An 18,061-nucleotide genomic window follows, 5' to 3' on the forward strand; every position below is an offset into this window, starting at 1 on the left:
CTCTACAACGCTTGCCTTGCGGCTCAATTCCAGCGCGAAAGACGCCCGCAGGCGTCTGTTCACGATTCGGTCAACGCTTCCAACCCAGAATCAAGTCGTAAATCACCCATTCCAGGGTTTTGTCCGTGATCCAGAGGAACAAGGCCATCACCACGACAAAGGCAAACACATAGCCGGTCATTTGGCGCGCCTCTTTGTGCGTGGGCCACACGACCTTGCGCACTTCGCGACTCGAATCACGACCGTAAGCAATCAACGACTTGCCCGCTTCGGAGGTAAAAAACGCCGCCAACGCTGCCGCCAGCAAGACCAGCAAGGCACCCCACTGAACCCACTGCCCCTGCTTGGCCAGGTAGTAATACGCGAACAGCGCAGCAGCCAGCAACACGGCGGCGGCACCCAGCTTTGCCTTGTCGGCGCTGGTGGTCACGGTTTCGACTTGAGGATTCGACATTGATTCGGTTCCATGCCCAGCCTCACAGCTGCGCATTCAATTCTTCGGAAGTGTCGGTGGCGATACCCACCAGCAGCAAAGCCCGCCGGGATGAACTCCCGCGGGCCGATGCCTGGACCAACAAACCAGCTTCCGCGATCAACGGTGGCTGGCAGGGGCAGAGGGTCTCGAACCCCCAACCTTCGGTTTTGGAGACCGACGCTCTGCCAATTGAGCTATGCCCCTGTGGCCTTACAAATCTTAAGCGAGGATGGTGGCAACCACACCCGAACCCACGGTACGGCCACCTTCGCGGATTGCGAAGCGCAGACCGGTTTCCATGGCGATCGGAGCGATCAGCTTCACGGTGATGCCGACGTTGTCGCCGGGCATGACCATTTCCTTGTCGGCCGGCAGCTCCACAGCACCGGTCACGTCCGTCGTACGGAAGTAGAACTGGGGACGGTAGTTGTTGAAGAACGGGGTGTGACGGCCGCCTTCTTCCTTGCTCAGCACATACACCTCAGCGGTGAAGTGGGTGTGCGGCTTGATGGTGCCGGGCTTGGCCAGCACTTGGCCGCGCTCCACGTCTTCGCGCTTGGTGCCGCGCAGCAGGATACCGACGTTGTCGCCGGCTTGACCTTGGTCCAGCAGCTTGCGGAACATTTCCACGCCCGTGACGGTGGTCTTCTGCACGTCGCGGATACCGACGATTTCGATTTCTTCGCCGACCTTGATGATGCCGCGCTCAACGCGACCGGTCACCACGGTGCCACGACCCGAGATCGAGAACACGTCTTCGACCGGCAGCAGGAAAGCACCGTCCACAGCGCGCTCAGGCGTGGGGATGTAGCTGTCCAGAGCGTCAGCCAGGCGCATGATGGCTTGCTCGCCCAGATCGCCGGTGTCGCCTTCCAGAGCCAGCTTGGCCGAACCCTTGATGATGGGGGTGTCGTCGCCGGGGAAGTCGTACTTGCTCAGCAGCTCGCGCACTTCCATTTCCACCAGTTCCAGCAGCTCGGCGTCATCCACCATGTCGCACTTGTTCAGGAACACGATGATGTACTTCACACCCACTTGGCGAGCCAGCAGGATGTGCTCGCGGGTCTGGGGCATCGGGCCGTCAGCGGCCGAGCACACCAGGATCGCGCCGTCCATCTGTGCGGCGCCGGTGATCATGTTCTTCACATAGTCAGCGTGGCCGGGGCAGTCCACGTGGGCGTAGTGACGGCCAGCGGTTTCGTACTCGACGTGAGCGGTGTTGATGGTGATGCCGCGAGCCTTTTCTTCAGGCGCAGCGTCGATCTGGTCGTAGGCCTTGGCCTCGCCGCCGAACTTCTTCGACAGCACGGTCGCGATCGCAGCCGTCAGGGTCGTCTTGCCATGGTCCACGTGACCGATGGTGCCGACGTTGACGTGCGGCTTGGTGCGTTCAAACTTGCTTTTTGCCATTTCTGCGCTCCTGAGAAGGACTCGATCAGACTAGAAGAAGAAAAGAGGTGGTGCCCATGACGCGGATCGAACGCGTGACCTCTCCCTTACCAAGGGAGTGCTCTACCACTGAGCCACATGGGCATCGGCACGGGTTTGCAGGCTGCTTGCAGAGAACCACAAACCCGTGACGACACAAACTGACACTGCTTCGCTTCTCACCCAACTCTGGAGCGGGAAACGGGAATCGAACCCGTGTCATTAGCTTGGAAGGCTAAGGTTCTACCATTGAACTACTCCCGCCCGGGAGCCTTGCCACTTGACTTGGGATCGAGCTGCCGGACCAGCCGACAGCTCGAATCAAGAAAAGCGTTTGCCTTGGTGGAGGAGGCTGGATTCGAACCAGCGTACGCGTAAGCGGGCAGATTTACAGTCTGCTGCCTTTAACCACTCGGCCACCCCTCCGAGGCAAGCCCGCTACTGTAGCACAGCATTTTTCCTGCGCCAACAAATTTTCTGAAAATCTTTCAGAGCCATGGCCGCGAGCGCTTGAACGCACCCAGACACCCATCCCGAAACGCCCCAGAACTCAGGGGAGGGTTGCCGGTGGCGAACACCCTGAACAAAGGACCGTTGGTCGCAGCCGGCTCTTTTGGACACACTTCTCCGCACTGGCCTCCGCAACAGACTCCCCCCATCAACTGAAGCCAAGCAGATTCACGAGCGAAAGATTCACGACCGAAGGCAGGCTCCACACACGCAGGCGTTTCACGCAAGCCCAAGCCCATAGCCAGCCCTGTTCCAGCACAAGGCAGGTCGCCCGCCCAGCAATACCAATGTGCTACCAAGATTGCGTGACAGTGGTCCGCAGTGCGAGTTTTACCCCACTCCTCTCGACTCAGCGCGGGCGGCATGAGCAAGTACCAAAAAACATGGTGGCACGCTCGCCACAGCAGGGAAAACACGAACCGAAAAGTGGTAGCAAAGTGGCACTAGCGGGCCGTATAGTGGCATGGCATTGGTTGCATTCGTACGTCAAAGGAGGCACCAGGCTCAGACCAATTTGCAGATTGGTCTGCTGCCGGTTCCGCGTCTTAACAGGCCGACTCATCCATACCGGCCATATCGAGGAGCAGTTATGAAGGTCAAACAAAAGCCGATCGCGGCAGCGGTTTCGCTCACCTTGCTGAGCGTGACGCTGGCAGCGCAGGCTCAAACCGCAGAAACCAAGCCGGCCAAGCCTGAAGCCAATCAGCTTGAGCAAGTGGTCGTGACGGGTATTCGTGCTTCGCAAGAGAAGTCTCTGAGCGTCAAGCGCAATGCCGACACCCACGTGGATGTCATCTCGGCCGAAGACATCGGCAAGATGCCGGACAAGAACGTCGCCGACTCGCTGGCCCGCGTGCCTGGCGTGACCATTCTGAACAGCCCTTCGGGTGGTTCGGGCGGCTTTGACGAGCGTGATCGTGTGGGTCTGCGCGGCACCAACCCCAGCCTGACTCAAACCCTGCTGAACGGCCACGCCGTGGCAAACGGCGACTGGTTTGTTCTGGACCAGACCGGCTCCGGCGTCGGCCGCAGCGTCAGCTATTCGCTGCTGCCCTCCGAGCTGGTGAGCCGCGTGGAAGTCCACAAGAACGCCCAAGCCTCGGATATTGAAGGTGGCACCGCCGGCTCGGTCAACATCATCACCCGCAAGCCGCTGGACTTCGCCAAGGCCCTGACCTTTGAAGCCCGCGTCGGTGCCGTGCATGCCGACCTGCCCAAGAAGACCGACCCGCAGCTGAGCGCCCTGCTGAACTACAAGAACGATCAGAAGACCTTCGGCGTCTTGGTGCAGGTTTTCAACGAAAAGCGTTCGCTGCGTCGTGACGGCGTCGAAACCCTGGCCCATGACGGCTTGATCGCGCTGCAGCCCTTCACCGACCTGGGCAATGGCGACGCCTTGATCGCCGCCCACCCGCAATTGAAGGGCGCGACCTTCCCCAACTTGATGGGCTCCGCCTACTTCACCCAAGAGCGTGAGCGCAAGGGCGGCCTGATCAGCGCCCAGATCAAGCCGACCAAGGACATCGACCTGACCCTGACAGGTTTCTCGTCCAAGATGGATGCGGACAACTACAACCGCAACTACCTGCTGTCCAACTGGTGGTCGCTCGGCCGCACGGAAGCAGGCCGTGAAGGCACCATTTCCAACATCACGGTGGATCCGACCACCAAGATCCTGACCAGCGCCAGCTACACCTTCACCAAGCCGATTGAGATTGGTGCGTATGACCTGATCTCGCGCAAGGCATCGGCCGAGACCGGTTTCGTGAGCCTGGACGGCTCGTGGAAGGTCAATGACGCGCTGAAGTTCAAGGGCAATGTGGGCACCTCCAACGGCAAGGGCAAGACCCTGCGCCAGGACGTGTTTGAAGGCGCCATCATGGGCACCGCCTCCAGCTTCAAGCTGAATGGTGGCAGCTCGGCTCCCTCCTTCAGCATCACGCAAGCCCCGGCTGTGGACGGTGTGACCTACCCGATGGACTGGGTGTTCGGTGACCAAAACGTCGTCGTTCAAGACAAGGAAACCTGGGCCCAAGTGGACGGTGAGTACGCGCTGGACGCAGGCATGCTGCGCAGCCTGTCCTTCGGTCTGCGTGGTGCCGAGCACAAGCGCTACACCGATGGCCCCATCGTCGGCCAAGGCCCAGGCCCGGACGCCGGCAAGAACCCCATCAAGGACAGCGAGTACACCGGCGCCTACCCGAGCAACTTCGGCTCGGGTCTGGGCAGCGGCTTCCCGACCAACATCCGCTTCCCCTCGGCTGAAGCGATGGCGGCCTGGGGCGCGAAGTATGCCAACCGCAACCCCGAAACTCGTCGTCGCCTGGACGCCGAATACTCCGTCAAGGAATCCGTCAAGTCCGCTTTTGTGCAGGGCAACTTGGAAGGTGATGGCTGGAGCGGCAATGTGGGCCTGCGCGTGGTGAACACCAAGACCACGACTCTGATCTGGGTGCCTACCGCCGACAAGACCAAGCCGGGCTGGGCAGCTTCGCCCTGGTACGCCGAAGGCGGCGCCTATCAGGAATACAACAAGCACAGCTACACCGACCTGCTCCCGAGCGCAAGCGTCCGCATCGACGTGACGCCGAAGGTCGTGGCTCGTCTGGCCCTGTCGCGTACCCTGACTCGCCCGGACTACACGGCGCTCTCGGCTGCTCGCAACCTGGGTGGCTACACCGATGCGACCGGCAAGACGATCGGCACCGGCAGCGCCGGCAACCCGGATCTGGATCCGATCCGTTCGACGAACTTTGACGCCAATGTGGAGTGGTACTTCGCACCGCGCGCCTTCGTTTCGATGGGCGCCTTCCACATGCATCTGGGCAGCTACATCACCGAAGGCGTCAAGCGTGGCACCTACACCACCGACCTGCGTCAGACCGTGGGCGGCCCCGTGGTGCCACCCGGCACGTTCGTGACGGCCCAGTTCGATCTGCAAACCCAGATCAACAAGAAGGCCAGCGTCACGGGCCTGGAGTTCGCGTTTGAAACCCCGGTCTTCCAGAACTTCGGCATCAGCGGCAGCTATACCTATGCTGACGCGCACGACGAAGACGGCAAGGATCTGCGTGGCTCAGTCAAGCACTCGGCCAATCTGGGTGGCTACTACGAGAACGACAACTTCTCGGCCCGCGTGAACTACGGCTACTCGTCCAACAACTACCTCGGACGTGACCGTGGCAGCCGTTACTACCAACAAGGCGGCGGCGTCCTGTCGGCTTCGCTGGGTTACAAGTTCAACGACAACTTTGCGCTGAGCCTGGACGCCCAGAACTTGAACGACCCGACCCTGAAGTACTTCGGTGACTTTGAGTCTCAGCCGCGCGCCATCTACAAGAATGGCCGCCAGTTCTACGTGACAGCAACCATCAAGTATTGATGCACCAGGGCGCTCGCGATGCCTTCGGGCTTCCGCAGTGCCCAGGTTGAACCACAATCAAAGGGGGGCGTGTTCATCACGCTCCCCTTTTTACTGGCGACTTGCTCATGGCCGACACTGCCACCGTTTTCAACCAACAACTGAATGCACGCCCGGCGGGCGGCACCACGGACGCACCGCCACCGGTTCGCCACGTCTGTGTGGTCGGCGGCGGAACAGCGGGCTGGATGACGGCCTTGATGCTCGCCAGTACGGCCTATGGGCCGCGCTTGCAAGTGACCGTGGTCGAGTCACCGCAGGTGGGCATCATCGGTGTGGGCGAAGGGTCGACGCCCTGGCTGCGCGGTTTCTTCGACGGTCTGGGCATCGAAGAATCAGAGTGGATGCCCGCTTGCAACGCCACCTACAAAAGTGGCATCACCTTTCAGAACTGGTCCACCAAGCCGGGCTTCGAGCGCTATTTCCACCCCTTCGCGTCGATGCTGGACAACATGACCATGCATCAGTTCGTCGACAACGTGCACGCCCGGCTGGAAGGTGCCGATGTGTACGCCCACCCTGACCGCTTCTTTGTCGCTGCGGCGCTGGCCCGTCAGGGCCGTGGGCCGCGAGCCCAACACAGCTTTCCCTTTGACATCTGGTACGGCTATCACTTCGACGCGACCCTGCTGGGGCAGTTCCTCGGGCGCAAGGCCGTGGAGCGCGGAGTTCGGCATGTGCAGCGCCATGTCACACGGGTGCAGCTCAACGAGCACGGTGACATCGCCCGCCTGCAACTCGATGGCGAGCAGTCGGTGGAGGCCGATTTCTTCGTCGACTGCAGCGGCTTCGCGTCGCTGCTGATCGGCCAGGCGCTGCAGACACCCTTCATTTCCTACGCAGAAAATCTCTTCAATGATGCGGCCATCGCCATGCCGACCGAGTTGGCGGGGCCGATCGAATCGCAAACCGTGTCAACCGCGCTGCGTCATGGCTGGGCCTGGAAGATTCCATTGACCAACCGATATGGCAATGGCTATGTCTACAGCAGCGCGCATTGCTCCCCGGATGAAGCCGAAACCGAGCTGCGCCGGCACCTGGGTTTGCTGGACGCGGACACACCGGCCCGGCATCTCAAGATGCGCGTCGGCCGTATGGCCCAGCAATGGAATCGCAACTGCGTGGCCGTGGGCTTGTCTCAAGGCTTCATCGAACCGCTCGAAGCCACCGCGCTGCTGTTCGTGCAACGCACCGCATCCATGCTGGTGGAAGCCCTGGAACAGGGCGATGTCGGCCCGGCCGCACAGCACAAGTTCAACGAGGGGATGGCCTCTCGCTTTGAGAACACGCGGGACTACATCGTCGCTCACTACAAGACCAACTCCCGCAGCGACACGGACTACTGGCGCGCCAACGCTGCAAACATGAACCTGTCGGAATCACTGCAGACTGTGCTGATGACCTGGATGGCGCGCAAACCTCTGGCTGCAGCGCTGAAAGCAGGGCGCTGCGGACACGGCTACCCCATCGTCTCCTGGTACGCACTGCTGGCTGGCATGGGCATCTTTCCCGAAGCTGAAGACCTGCGCCCGCCCAGCGCGCATGAGGGACGGCATCGCCTCGATGCGGTGGACGACTTTGTTGCACGCAGCAGCCTGAACTTTCCGGACCATCGCGAGCTGCTGGCCAACATCCCGCCGCGCGTGGGCGACAAGACCTTGCAGCTCTACCTCTGGTAGCGGCCGCAAGCCGCAAGAGCGCCTCAGACCTTCAGAAAGTCCGCCAGCTCTTTGCGGAGCCTCGCCTCGGTGCCAGCATCGATGCGGCCGAACAGATGACGCTGCGATTCCGGGATATGGGCCAGCGCCTCCGCTTCGGCGCCAAAGACATAGTGCGCGAACAGCGCCAGCCAGGCCTGGCGTTCAGCGGCCGGCAGGTGGCGAAAAGCGAGCATGGACAAACGCATCGCCGGCAGATGCAGATCATCCTTGCGGCCCGGCGCAGGGGCCGGCCGCCACCAGTAGTTCATCAGGATGTTGAGCTGCGGTGCCAAGGCTTCGACCTGATGGAACCAGAGTGGCGGGATGTAGATCGCATCGCCGGGTTCCAGCTCGGCCACCTGAGCCTGCTCCAGTGCTTGCGGAACCAGCGGGAAGCTTGCCGGATCGGCCTGGTACAAGTCACGAACCACCGACATCGGCGCCTGCGTCGGCGCATGGTCGGGCGGGCCCATATAGAGCAAGGGCGCGCATTGTGGCGGCAAAAGAGTGAAGCGGCGCCGGCCTGCCGTAACACAGGCCACATTGTGCGAGTCATCGAAATGCGCGGGCACGGTGGCACGGTTGCCAATCCAGATCCGTGGGGGCGCGAGCGCCGCATCCAGCAACACAAGCTCGTTGGCCTGCGCCAGCCCTGGCAAAGCCTCCGCCACCGCCACACTCTGCACGGCCAGGCTCGGCGGATCCGGAAAATGACTGTAGCGCCACAGCTGCTCGAACAGGGTGGCAAGCGGCCGCTTGTCATGCATGAAATTGAAGCCGTCCAGCTCTGGCCGGTAGCCAAAGGCGCGCACAGGCTCGGGCTTGGCCAGCAAGGCATCGACCGGCTTGCCTTGGTCAAAACCCATCAAATAGCGCAGACAGGGCTCAAGCCCCGCCCGCCCCTGCTGCACCAGGGGCCAATGCGCGGCCACGCCGCGCAAGACCACCGGCTCATAGGCAGGCAGCACCTCGCGCTCGAACTGCGTGCGGCTGATGCTGCCTAACTCCTTCATCGCTTGCATTGAACTCGTCCTCGTTCGGTCTCAGGATCGCCGGGCCAGCGCACCACGCCAGGGCTCAGGAATATGCGCACTGGAATCAAGCTCGCGCTGCACCACATAGTGATTGAACAGGGCCGCCCAGGCCTCGCGTTGCGCGGCCGGCAGCGCATTCAGCACCTGGATCGCCTGCATCAGCGTGGCAGCCGGACTGGGCAATTGCGGCTGCCCCTGCACCGGCCACCAATAATTGATCAACAAATTGACCTTCTCCAACGCTTCGACTTGGTGGTACCACAGCGGAGGTATGTACAGCGCATCACCGGGCTCCAGTTCAGCCACAGAGGCCGAAGCCAGCGCCTCGCGGTAGCGCGGATAGCGCGTCAGATCCGGCGATTGGGGGTGAACGACCGAGATGGGCGCACCCGATGGGGTGTGCTCCAAGGGGCCGATGTAGAGATTGCTCACCTGTTCAGGTGCGAACAGGGTGAAGCGCCGACGCCCGGCCACCACACAAGCCACGTTGTAAGGATGGTCGTGGTGCACCGGCACGGTGAGCGCATTGCCCAACCAAAAATTGGGCACCACACCGGGCAAGGCCTGCAATCGGTTTTCCTCGCTGAAACCCGGGATCACCTCACTGACCTTGGCGCACTGTGCCGCGATCGCGGGGGCCCCATGCACCGGCAGAAATGCCTTCAAGTTGGCGATGAACTCCCCCAAGCTCATGCGAGCTTTGACGAAAGAAAAGTCAGTCAGGCTTTCGTTGTAGCCCATCACCCCACGTGCAGCGGCGCGGGTCTTGGTGGCGACCACCAAATGCCCCCGATCAAACTGGCCGAGGTAGTCGCAAATGGCCGTCTCGCCTTCGCGGCCTCGATGCACGGCCGGCCATTGGGCGACCAAACCCCTGAGAACCAACGGTGTAAGCCGAGCCTCCAAACGCTCGCGCAGCACTGGCTCGTCCTGAGCCGTGCAAACCTCCACTGACTTCATCCATGCCCCTCGACGCAATGCGGAAAAAACAGGCCACCGCCCGGTTTGATGATCCTAGTGCGCCTCCAAGACTCAGATCGCGAGGATGCAACAACAGGGTAAGCACGGGCCCTTAATTGGTAGCATAGTGGCACCATACATTTTGCGCATTGGTATTTCATTGGTTGTTCGTTTTTGGGCAGCCGAGATCGAACCAGTCCATCCGGCCATCGCAGCCGCCGGTCCTCACCCACAAAACATGCCGGACCGTTTCCGACGCCGGCCACACCAAGGAGCATTCATGAAGGTCAAGCACACGCCGATCGCCACTGCGGTGGCTCTGACACTGCTGAGCACGGCGCTGGCCGTGCAAGCGCAGCAGGCCGACGCCACCAAGGCCACGGACTCCAGTCAGCTGGAGAAGGTGGTGGTCACCGGCATCCGCGCCTCGCTGGAATCCGCCGTCAACATCAAGAAGAACGCCAGCGCCGTGGTGGACGCGGTGTCGGCCGAAGATGTGGGCAAGTTGCCCGACTCCGACGTTGGCCAGTCGCTGGGCCGGCTGCCGGGTGTTTCGGTGGGACGAGCCTTCGGCCAGGGCGCTTCGGTGTCAATCCGGGGTTCGGACCCGCAGATGACCTACACCACGCTCAATGGCCAGACCGTCGCATCGACGGGTTGGTATGACCAAGCGACCGTGGATCGTTCATTCAACTACTCGTTGCTGCCTTCCGAGCTGATTGGCGGCATGGAGGTCTACAAGTCTTCCCAGGCCGACCTGACCGAAGGTGGCATTGGCGGAACCGTGATCGTCAAGACGCGCAAGCCTCTGGACCTCAAGCCGAACTCGGTGTTCGGTGGCGTCAAGCTCGGCAAGGGTACGGTCAGCACGGACCTCTCCAAGGATGTGGCTGGCTTGTACAGCTGGCGCAACGAAGCCAAGACCTTCGGTGTGCTGGTGGCCGGGGCGATGGAGAAGAGTGAGTACGTTCGCCGCGGTATCGAGTCGGACAACAGCTGGGCTGGCGACGTGGCTCCTGCCACTTTCGTTCAGGACCGCAAGCGCAATGCTGTGAACGTGACGCTGCAGGCCAAGCCCAGCGACAACATCGAGCTCGGCCTGAACTATCTGAACCTGGAGCTCACCGGTGACAACCTGAACAGCAACCACTACCTGTTCTTCGGCCTGAACGAAGACCCGGGCCAGGTGTCGAACTGCACGCAGAAGAACGCTGCGGGCCTGTGCGTGGCCGGCGACTACGGCATGAACGGCAAGACCAGCCCGATCAACACCTTCATGCAGACCTGGGCTCGCCGCGGCAAGATGAGCTCGGACAGCCTGGTCCTGAACGGCAGCTTCAAGGCCGACGGCTTCAAGCTGGATGCGCTGGCGGGTGAAACCAAGGCCAAGGGTGGCACCAGCCACACCATGAACTACGGGTTCGGCTGGTGGGATGACGGCTTCGGCACCCCCAACCTGCCCAAGTTCAAGGGCACGATCGATGCTACCGGCAAAGAAGTGGTCATCTCTCCGGCCAGCTCGATGGATGTCTCTCTGTCCAATCTGCCCAAGCAAGTGCTGCCCACCGGCTGGGCGCGGGACCTGCAGCAGCCGAACTCGGACAAAGAGCGCTTCGCCCAGGTCGATGGCACGTTTGATCTCGATTGGAACGGCCTGACCTCATTCAAGGCAGGCCTGCGCGCCACCCACCACAAGTACGAGCAAGACGGCATTCGCGCGACCGGCTGGAAAGCCACGAAGACGCCCGGCAACGTGAGCGATCTCTACGGCAACGGCACCATCAAGATGGGCACCAATGGCTGGTCCTTCCCCGGTGCGAACCTCGATGCAATGGAGGCGATCTACACGGCCAATACTGCGGGTTGGACCCAGCAGCGCTCGAGTTTCGGCCAGATCGAGGAGAAGAACACGGCGGCCTACGGCATGTTCGAGTTCGAGAAAGCCGGCTGGCGCGGCAACTTCGGCCTGCGCTACATCCACACGAATGTGACGGGCCGTGCCTATGTGTTTGATGGCAAACCGCAGCCCAACGACATCCCGAACAACTCGGGCTGGAGCAAGAACATCAGCGAGGAGAAGGCCAGCTACAGCGACTGGCTGCCGAGCCTGAATGCGGCCTACAACCTTGATCGCAACACGATCCTGCGTGTTGCGGCGGCCAAGGCCATTACACGCCCCAACTTCGACCGGATGCTTGTCAAGCAGGCTGGCTATGACGACGATCGTGCGGGCAACGAGAACATGTTCTACGGCTCCGTGGCTTTGAAGCCGCAATCGTCGAAGCAGTTTGACTTGGGCATCGAGTACTACTACGGGCGCGGCAATATGGTCGCGGCCACCCTGTTCCATAAGAGCATCGACAACTTTGGCACGGCCATCGTCAAGCGCGACCAGAAGCTGAACGTGGTGGATCCACTCAGCAAGGTCGACAGCTGGACGACCACGACCTATGTCACCGGCGGCGGCGCGAAGATCAACGGCCTGGAACTGCAGCTCAACCACAGCTTCGCCAATGGCTTCGGCTTTGCTGGCAGCTACACCTATTCAGATGCCAAGGCACCTGCCAACAGCTATCCCGATGAGCTGACGGTGTTCACGGATTCTTCCAAGCACAACATGAACCTGGTCGGGTTCTATGAAACTGCGGATTACTCTGCGCGTCTGGCCTACAACTGGCGCTCCAAGTACATGATTCGTGAAAGCGGTTACTACAACTACCGCATGCACGATCCCTACGGTTCCTTGGATTTCAGCGCCGGCTGGAACATCAACAAGTCGCTGCGCCTGACGTTTGAAGCCGTCAACCTGCTGAAACAAGACGATGTGCAGTACGGCGTTGCCGCAGTGGACAACAAGAACGTGAAGTCGAACATGAAGCTCGGCTATCCCGCTTGGTCCTTCATGGGTGAAACAAGCTACCGCCTCGGTCTGAGCGTGAAGTTCTAAGAACCGCTCGCCCCGGCATTCAGGCCCGGCAATGCCGGGCCTTTTTTCGTCTTGCAGTCGCTCTGGAACGGCTGTTTGGCCCGCCCGCGATCGCCGGGCGCCTCCAGCGAAGACTAGCGTCCCGCCGCGCGACGCAGGCCCCGCAGCCAGTCCTCATGCGATGGCAAGGTCTTGAGCAGTTGCCGGGTATGGGCGTGGATCTGCGCCAGCTGTTCGACACCATCCTGCCGCTCCAAGTCGGAGATCGGGAAGCCTTGTGTCGCGAAGTGCATGCCGTAGAGCACGTACAGGAAGTTCTCGACGTTGAACAGCTCAAACCGGCTTGAAAAGTCAGTGGAATGGGGCGGCAGCAAGCGCCATTTGGCAAGCCGCTCCCTCAGCACGGCCGAGAGATGGGTCGGGCATCGCTGCGCACGCCAGAACTCGGAATCCTCACGATCCGAGAGGTGGTAGTGCAGCTGCACAAAATCGATCACGCGCTCCCAGGCATACCGGGTCGCTGCATTGAAATGCCCCCGCAAGGCGCCGGCATCACCGAGCTGGCGCGGGAAATTCTTGGCCAGCAGGTTGGCACTGAAATCGGTCAAGAGGATGGACGTGGCCTCCAGAGGCTCGACAAAGCCTTGCGCCAAGCCCAAGGCCACGCAGTTGTGCGTCCAGAACTCCTGCCTGAAGCCGATCTTCATCGCGATCTTGCGTGGCTCGAAGCCTTGAAGCGGACGTCCCAGGTAGTGGGCAAACGCCTGGACGGCGGCATCCTCGCTCATGCAACTGCTGGCATAAACAAAGCCCGTGCCGCGCCGCTCGGTCACCGGAATGTCCCAGATCCAGCCCGCTTCATGGGCGCGCGCCAGGGTGTAGGGTGGAATCGCTGCACCGGGCTCGAAAGGGACTTGCTGCACCAGCGCCGTATCGGTCAGGACCTGGTGAGACTTGTCGACAAAGGGCACTTTCAACACCTGCTGGGTCAGCAATGAAGCAAACCCACTGCAATCGACATAGAAGTCAAAGGCCCATCGCTCGCCATTCTTTGTTCTCAGGGCTCCGATGTCGCCATTTGGCTGGCGCTCGGCGCCCAGCACCGTCGCCAGGCGATGCTTGACGCCAAAGCGTTGCTGCGCATTGCGCGCCAGCAGCTTGGCAAATTGATGCGCGTTGACGTGGTAGGCATAGTCAACCTCCCCCTCGTAGGCGCCCGATTCGACCCGCTTGGGGCAGCGTCCGGCCTCGGACAGCCCCGCACTCATGGACACATGGTGGAAGGCTGGCGCCTCATGGCCCTGTTGCACCCACCACGGAGCGATGTCCACACCACCAGGGAACGGTGTCGCGAACGGGTGGTAGTAGAAGTTCTCGGGGCCATGCCGGCCCGCATCCAACCAGCCCTGGAACTTGATGCCGGTCTTGAAGGTGGTCTCGCAAGACAACAACAGCTCCGCCTCGGAGATGCCAAATCGGCGCAGCGCCGCCTTGATCGAAGGCACCGTGCCCTCGCCCACCCCGATGATGGGCACATCCTCGGACTCGATCACAGTGATCTCAACCTCAGGATCGGCGTGCAACTCGCGGCCGAGGTGGTTGGCAGCCAACCAACCGGCGGTGCCGCCGCCGATGATGGCAATGCGTTGGGTCTTCATGGGCATGTTGATTCGGAATCAAGCCGACGTGAGCGGGTCGGCCAGGGTTGCCATCGTGACTGGTATTTTATTGGTCGCCATGTGGGAATACCCCGCCTCGGGGCTGCTCACATGCCCGACCGGACACAAGGCCGGCGCCGCCGACAAGCGCCATCGTTCTGCCTGGAACAGGCTCGCATCCCAGGAGCGATGCGGAGCAGAAGCACGACAGATGCAGGGTGGCGTTCAGCCGTCGAGGACGCCGCCGAACTCCGCCGGAGCAGGGGCTGAGCCCCGAGGTTTCACTGAATAAATTGGACTTACATTGGTATACATTTCATCTCCTAACTGGACAGCTGTACGGCCGGTTTCGTAAGCCTCCGGGCCTGGCCATTGCCAAGGCACCGGACAGAGCAGAAGTGTTGCTGGTGGCCCAACGAGCCCTGTCGGCGCAGACCGACGGCCCAGCCACCGGCGGTGCCGGAGGGATGCCATGGACATGTTGATTCGGCTTTACGACCTGCCTTCGCGCGGGCGTTATCAGCCTTGCCTGGACGAGTTGGCGCTGGACCTGCGCCGCGCCCGTTCCTATGAAAAGAGCCAGGTGCTGGACTGGGTCAGACAGCATTTCAGCCGCGGCTGGGCCGACGAGATCAGTGCCGCCTTTGCGCGTGACCCGATCAGCCTCTTCCTGGCCATTCGCGAAGGGCAGATCGTCGGCTTCGCGGCCTACGAGGTGACCTGCCGCGGCTTTGCCGGCCCCATCGGCCTGCACCCAGATCTGCGCGGCACCCAGCTCTGCCATGCGCTGAGCAATTGCGTCTTCCATGCAATGGCTGACGACGGCCATGCCTACGCCGTGCTCGGCGGCATACGCCCCGACTTCGCCCCGCTGCAGCGCCGCTACTTCAAGGCGGTTGAAATCCCGGGGTCCACGCCGGGCATCTACACCAGCCGGCTGCTCGGCGCCGACAGTTGAGCGCGCCATGAACCGTCTGCAATGGTTGGAGAAGCTGGGCCTGCGCCCGGGCGAGCGCGCGGTCGTGCTGCATGCCGACGACGTCGGCCTGTGTCAGGCCACGCTGGAGGCGTACCGACGCATCCACACCGAGGGCTGCCTCAGCTCGGCCTCGGTGATGGCGCCTTCGCCCTGGCTGCCGGCACTGGCCGAGCTGTGCCTGCGCGGCGACCATGATCTGGGCGTCCACCTGGTGCTCAACAGCGAATGGTCGAGCTTTCGCTTCGCGCCGGTCAGCGGCCTGGCGGCTGCGTCCAGCCTGGTCGATGCGCAGGGCTACTTCTGGGCTTCGGCGCGCGACACCCATGCCCATGCCCGGCCTGGCGAAGTGCGGCTGGAGCTGGAGGCGCAGATCCAGCGGCTGCGCAGCCTGGGCCTCAACCCCAGCCACCTGGACAGCCATATGTTGACCCTGGTCGCCCCCGGCCTGCTAAGCATCTATGCCGAACTGGGCATGACGCACGGCCTGCCGATCAGCCTGATACGGCTCAGCGCCGACGGCCTGGCCCGGCTGTGCAATATCGGCGCCGAGGCCGCCCAGCGCGCCCATGGTGAGCTGCTGCAGGCCAGCGCTGCGGGCCAGGTGCTGTTCGATGCCTGGGCCGAACTGCCGCTGAACGATGCCGGCGACCGTTTCAGCCACTGCCAACGGCTTTTAGGCGGATTGCCCGAAGGCGTGTCGCTGCTGATCAGCCACCCGGCCGTCGATGCGCCGGAACTGCGCGCCTTGGCGCCTGATTGGGCGGCACGGGTGGCCGACACCCGCTTGCATCTGGACCCGCGCCTGCCCAAGGCACTCGAGGTCGAAGGGCTGAAGCTGCTGCGCATGCGCGAGCTGATGCAGGCATGGCGCGAGCTACAAGCCGGCTCGGCGCCCGGCGAACGCTTCAAAGCCTGGCCGCGGCCAGAGCACTGAGGGTCTGTTTGGCATCGATCGGCTGCACACGTCCGGTGACGGTGCGCCCGAGCACGCACAGGCTCAGCGCATGACCGGCAGGCGCTGGCAGGCTGCAGAGCCGGTGCGCCACGGCCCCGCCCGGCCGTTCATCACGAACGGCATCGCACCCTTCGTCGGCCTAGACACACCATCGGCAACGCCGCAGCGCTGTATTCGCTCACGCGCACGCAACAAGTCGCGCTCATCAAACCGACCCTATCCGCGCCCCAGTTCATCGTTCATTTCAACGATGCCGATGCCCCAGTCGGCTTCATGCCTTGGGCCACACTCACCGATGCCGACTTGTCGGCATGCCAGCGCGAGCCGAGCTACCTACTTCATTGGCGTGAGTGGAACGACGGTAGCCTGCGCTGCATCTTTGATTCCGTCGACCCTCACGGTCACGCGCAGCCGATCATCAGGGACTCCGCATCACAGGGCCCCTGGCAACCGCTCAGCCCGCGGATCTTCACTAAGGAAAGAAGGCTATGCACTACCCACTTTGGCTCGCAGCTGTATTCGCAGTTCTGACCGTTTCATGGACGCCAAGTTTCGCCGAAGCAGCCTCACTAGAGCCGTTGTGCACGCAATGCGGAAACTCCGTGAATTGGTGGGGCACCGTCGCGATGAGCGTCGATGGGACCCATGTGGTGGCCAGTGGCGAAGACCTGCTGAAGCGGACTACTCCCTGCCGCGGCCCTCGGCAGTGCTCGACGGCGTTCGTACTCAAGAAAGGGGTTGCAATTCCGATGCCGTCGATCAGCGGCTTCGCCGAAGGTTTCGCGCGGGCCGTCGCCAACGATGGCACGGTTGTCGGATACGCGTATGACTCCGCAAGATTCGAACCGCTGTTCTTGCCGGTCGTCTGGCCGGGCGGTGAGGCCGCGAAACGATTGGCGACGCTCGCCCATGTCGAGGAGATGCAGGCGGTCGGCATCGATTCGTCTAGCCGAATCATTGGAATTGGCCAGATCCCGGCCGTGAACCGCGGAATGGGACGGTCAGTCGCCATGGTGTGGTGTTCACATGACTCGACGCCCAGATTGCTGCCTGGCCTAGTCGCCGCAAGGGACTCGAGTTTCAACAGCGGCGCGACCTTAGCGAACGCAATCACGGATGATGGCTACATCGTCGGTGCCGTTGGCCAGTCTGACGGTTTTCATCCAGCTTACTGGCGCATCGACGGACACTGCAATGTTTCGGCGCCGACGCTGCTGTCCAATTCGCCCGGCGCAGCATTGGCACGTACCGCCTCTGGCCAATTCGTCGGGAACATCGATCGGGGTACCAGGTCGGTGGGGGCTGTCTGGGACGCGGGAAAGCAAATCACGCTGGAAGTGCCTTCGCCGTCGATGTTGACTCTCAACACAGGTGACTCTGACACGCTGTATGGCTTCGTCAATCATCCTGATCGAACCGTCAGCCGGATCTATGCCCGCGACCGGCGCAGCAACAGCGACATCAAGCTGCCGGCGAAGGTTGCCGACAGCCTGAGGTTCGTGACCAGCGTAGACCCCAGCGGCATAGCGGTAGGCATGGGGGTTGTGGACGGCCGCTTTCAACCCGTAAAACTGTGTCGCCCTGCCGCTAGCAAGGCCGCCCCATGACCAGCCCGCAAATCGCACTGATCATCCCGACACGCAACCGGCCCACGCTAATGGCCCGGGCGTTGGACAGTGTCGCCGGACAGGGCCTAGCCCCACAGAAGGTCATCGTCGATGATGACGGCGACTGGCAGGATGGCCGCACTGCAGACGTGGTGGCGGCTGCGATCGACACCGGATTGCGCGCGCGTTATGTTCGCAACGGCGGCGCACGCGGCGCTGCCGCTGCGCGCAACTTCAGTGCGCGAAGCACCAAGTCTCTGATGGTCGCTTTCCTCGATGTTGACAGCGCGCGCAGCTAGTCGCGCGCGCGCAATTGCCTTGCACGACGCTTACCGCCGGCAGCATGAAATGTGCGTGGCGTTCGCCGAAGTCGAGACGGACGGGCCCGTGCAAATGCGAGACCGTGTG

Annotated in this window: 13 protein-coding genes and 4 tRNA genes; 8 read left to right on the plus strand and 9 right to left on the minus strand. The window is 62.2% G+C overall.

Annotated features, from left to right (window positions below):
• Positions 1-70: 70 nt before the first annotated feature.
• From secE to OOB33_RS00250, 6 genes are all read right to left on the minus strand, one after another.
• Positions 71-454: a preprotein translocase subunit SecE gene (secE, locus tag OOB33_RS00225; protein ID WP_102769408.1), complete on the minus strand. Its 384-nt coding sequence runs from the start codon at positions 452-454 to the stop codon at positions 71-73.
• Positions 455-603: 149 nt separating this feature from the next.
• A tRNA-Trp gene (locus OOB33_RS00230) sits at positions 604-679 on the minus strand.
• Positions 680-694: 15 nt separating this feature from the next.
• The gene (tuf, locus tag OOB33_RS00235; RefSeq protein WP_102766014.1) at positions 695-1,885 is read right to left on the minus strand and encodes an elongation factor Tu; all 1,191 of its coding nucleotides are present in this window, start codon (positions 1,883-1,885) and stop codon (positions 695-697) included.
• A 48-nt stretch (positions 1,886-1,933) separates the two neighbouring features.
• A tRNA-Thr gene (locus tag OOB33_RS00240) sits at positions 1,934-2,008 on the minus strand.
• 85 nt (positions 2,009-2,093) lie between these two features.
• Positions 2,094-2,167 (minus strand) — tRNA-Gly (locus OOB33_RS00245).
• A gap of 76 nt (positions 2,168-2,243) precedes the next feature.
• Positions 2,244-2,329 (minus strand) — tRNA-Tyr (locus tag OOB33_RS00250).
• A gap of 673 nt (positions 2,330-3,002) precedes the next feature.
• On the opposite strand from OOB33_RS00250, the gene OOB33_RS00255 reads away from it, so the two are divergent.
• Entirely contained in the window at positions 3,003-5,795 is a 2,793-nt protein-coding gene (locus tag OOB33_RS00255; protein ID WP_271007194.1) for a TonB-dependent receptor, read from the plus strand.
• A gap of 107 nt (positions 5,796-5,902) precedes the next feature.
• Positions 5,903-7,513: a tryptophan halogenase family protein gene (locus OOB33_RS00260; protein ID WP_271007195.1), complete on the plus strand. Its 1,611-nt coding sequence runs from the start codon at positions 5,903-5,905 to the stop codon at positions 7,511-7,513.
• Positions 7,514-7,536: 23 nt separating this feature from the next.
• On the opposite strand, the gene OOB33_RS00265 is transcribed toward OOB33_RS00260, so the two are convergent.
• Together OOB33_RS00265 and OOB33_RS00270 are read right to left on the minus strand one after the other, a co-directional pair.
• Positions 7,537-8,556: a cupin-like domain-containing protein gene (locus OOB33_RS00265; RefSeq protein WP_271007196.1), complete on the minus strand. Its 1,020-nt coding sequence runs from the start codon at positions 8,554-8,556 to the stop codon at positions 7,537-7,539.
• A 21-nt stretch (positions 8,557-8,577) separates the two neighbouring features.
• Positions 8,578-9,528, minus strand: a complete 951-nt coding sequence (locus OOB33_RS00270; protein ID WP_271007197.1) for a cupin-like domain-containing protein — start codon at positions 9,526-9,528, stop codon at positions 8,578-8,580.
• 280 nt (positions 9,529-9,808) lie between these two features.
• On the opposite strand from OOB33_RS00270, the gene OOB33_RS00275 reads away from it, so the two are divergent.
• On the plus strand, positions 9,809-12,475 hold the full coding sequence (locus tag OOB33_RS00275) for a TonB-dependent receptor (protein WP_271007198.1): 2,667 nt from the start codon (positions 9,809-9,811) through the stop codon (positions 12,473-12,475).
• 113 nt (positions 12,476-12,588) lie between these two features.
• Here OOB33_RS00275 and OOB33_RS00280 read toward each other — a convergent pair whose 3' ends face one another.
• Positions 12,589-14,112: a tryptophan halogenase family protein gene (locus OOB33_RS00280; protein WP_271007199.1), complete on the minus strand. Its 1,524-nt coding sequence runs from the start codon at positions 14,110-14,112 to the stop codon at positions 12,589-12,591.
• A gap of 472 nt (positions 14,113-14,584) precedes the next feature.
• Here OOB33_RS00280 and OOB33_RS00285 point away from each other — a divergent pair, with 472 nt between their 5' ends.
• The 5 genes from OOB33_RS00285 (at position 14,585) to OOB33_RS00300 (ending at position 17,952) form a co-directional block, all read left to right on the plus strand.
• Positions 14,585-15,070, plus strand: coding sequence for a GNAT family N-acetyltransferase (locus tag OOB33_RS00285; protein WP_171829033.1), 486 nt, complete (start codon positions 14,585-14,587; stop codon positions 15,068-15,070).
• A gap of 7 nt (positions 15,071-15,077) precedes the next feature.
• Positions 15,078-16,025: a polysaccharide deacetylase family protein gene (locus tag OOB33_RS00290; RefSeq protein ID WP_271007200.1), complete on the plus strand. Its 948-nt coding sequence runs from the start codon at positions 15,078-15,080 to the stop codon at positions 16,023-16,025.
• Between the two features lie 225 nt (positions 16,026-16,250).
• Positions 16,251-16,577 (plus strand): toxin-activating lysine-acyltransferase, encoded by a 327-nt coding sequence (locus tag OOB33_RS24475; protein ID WP_442953031.1) that lies wholly within the window; start codon positions 16,251-16,253, stop codon positions 16,575-16,577.
• A complete protein-coding gene (locus tag OOB33_RS00295; RefSeq protein ID WP_271007201.1) occupies positions 16,535-17,653 on the plus strand; it encodes a hypothetical protein in 1,119 nt (372 codons plus the stop codon). The genes OOB33_RS24475 and OOB33_RS00295 overlap by 43 nt, the downstream gene beginning before the upstream one ends.
• Positions 17,650-17,952, plus strand: coding sequence for a glycosyltransferase family 2 protein (locus OOB33_RS00300; RefSeq protein WP_271007202.1), 303 nt, complete (start codon positions 17,650-17,652; stop codon positions 17,950-17,952). Before OOB33_RS00295 ends, OOB33_RS00300 begins: the two co-directional genes overlap by 4 nt.
• The last annotated feature ends 109 nt before the right edge of the window (positions 17,953-18,061 follow it).

The organism is Paucibacter sp. B51 (genome assembly GCF_027863535.1).
Taxonomy (GTDB): domain Bacteria; phylum Pseudomonadota; class Gammaproteobacteria; order Burkholderiales; family Burkholderiaceae_C; genus Paucibacter_A; species Paucibacter_A aquatilis.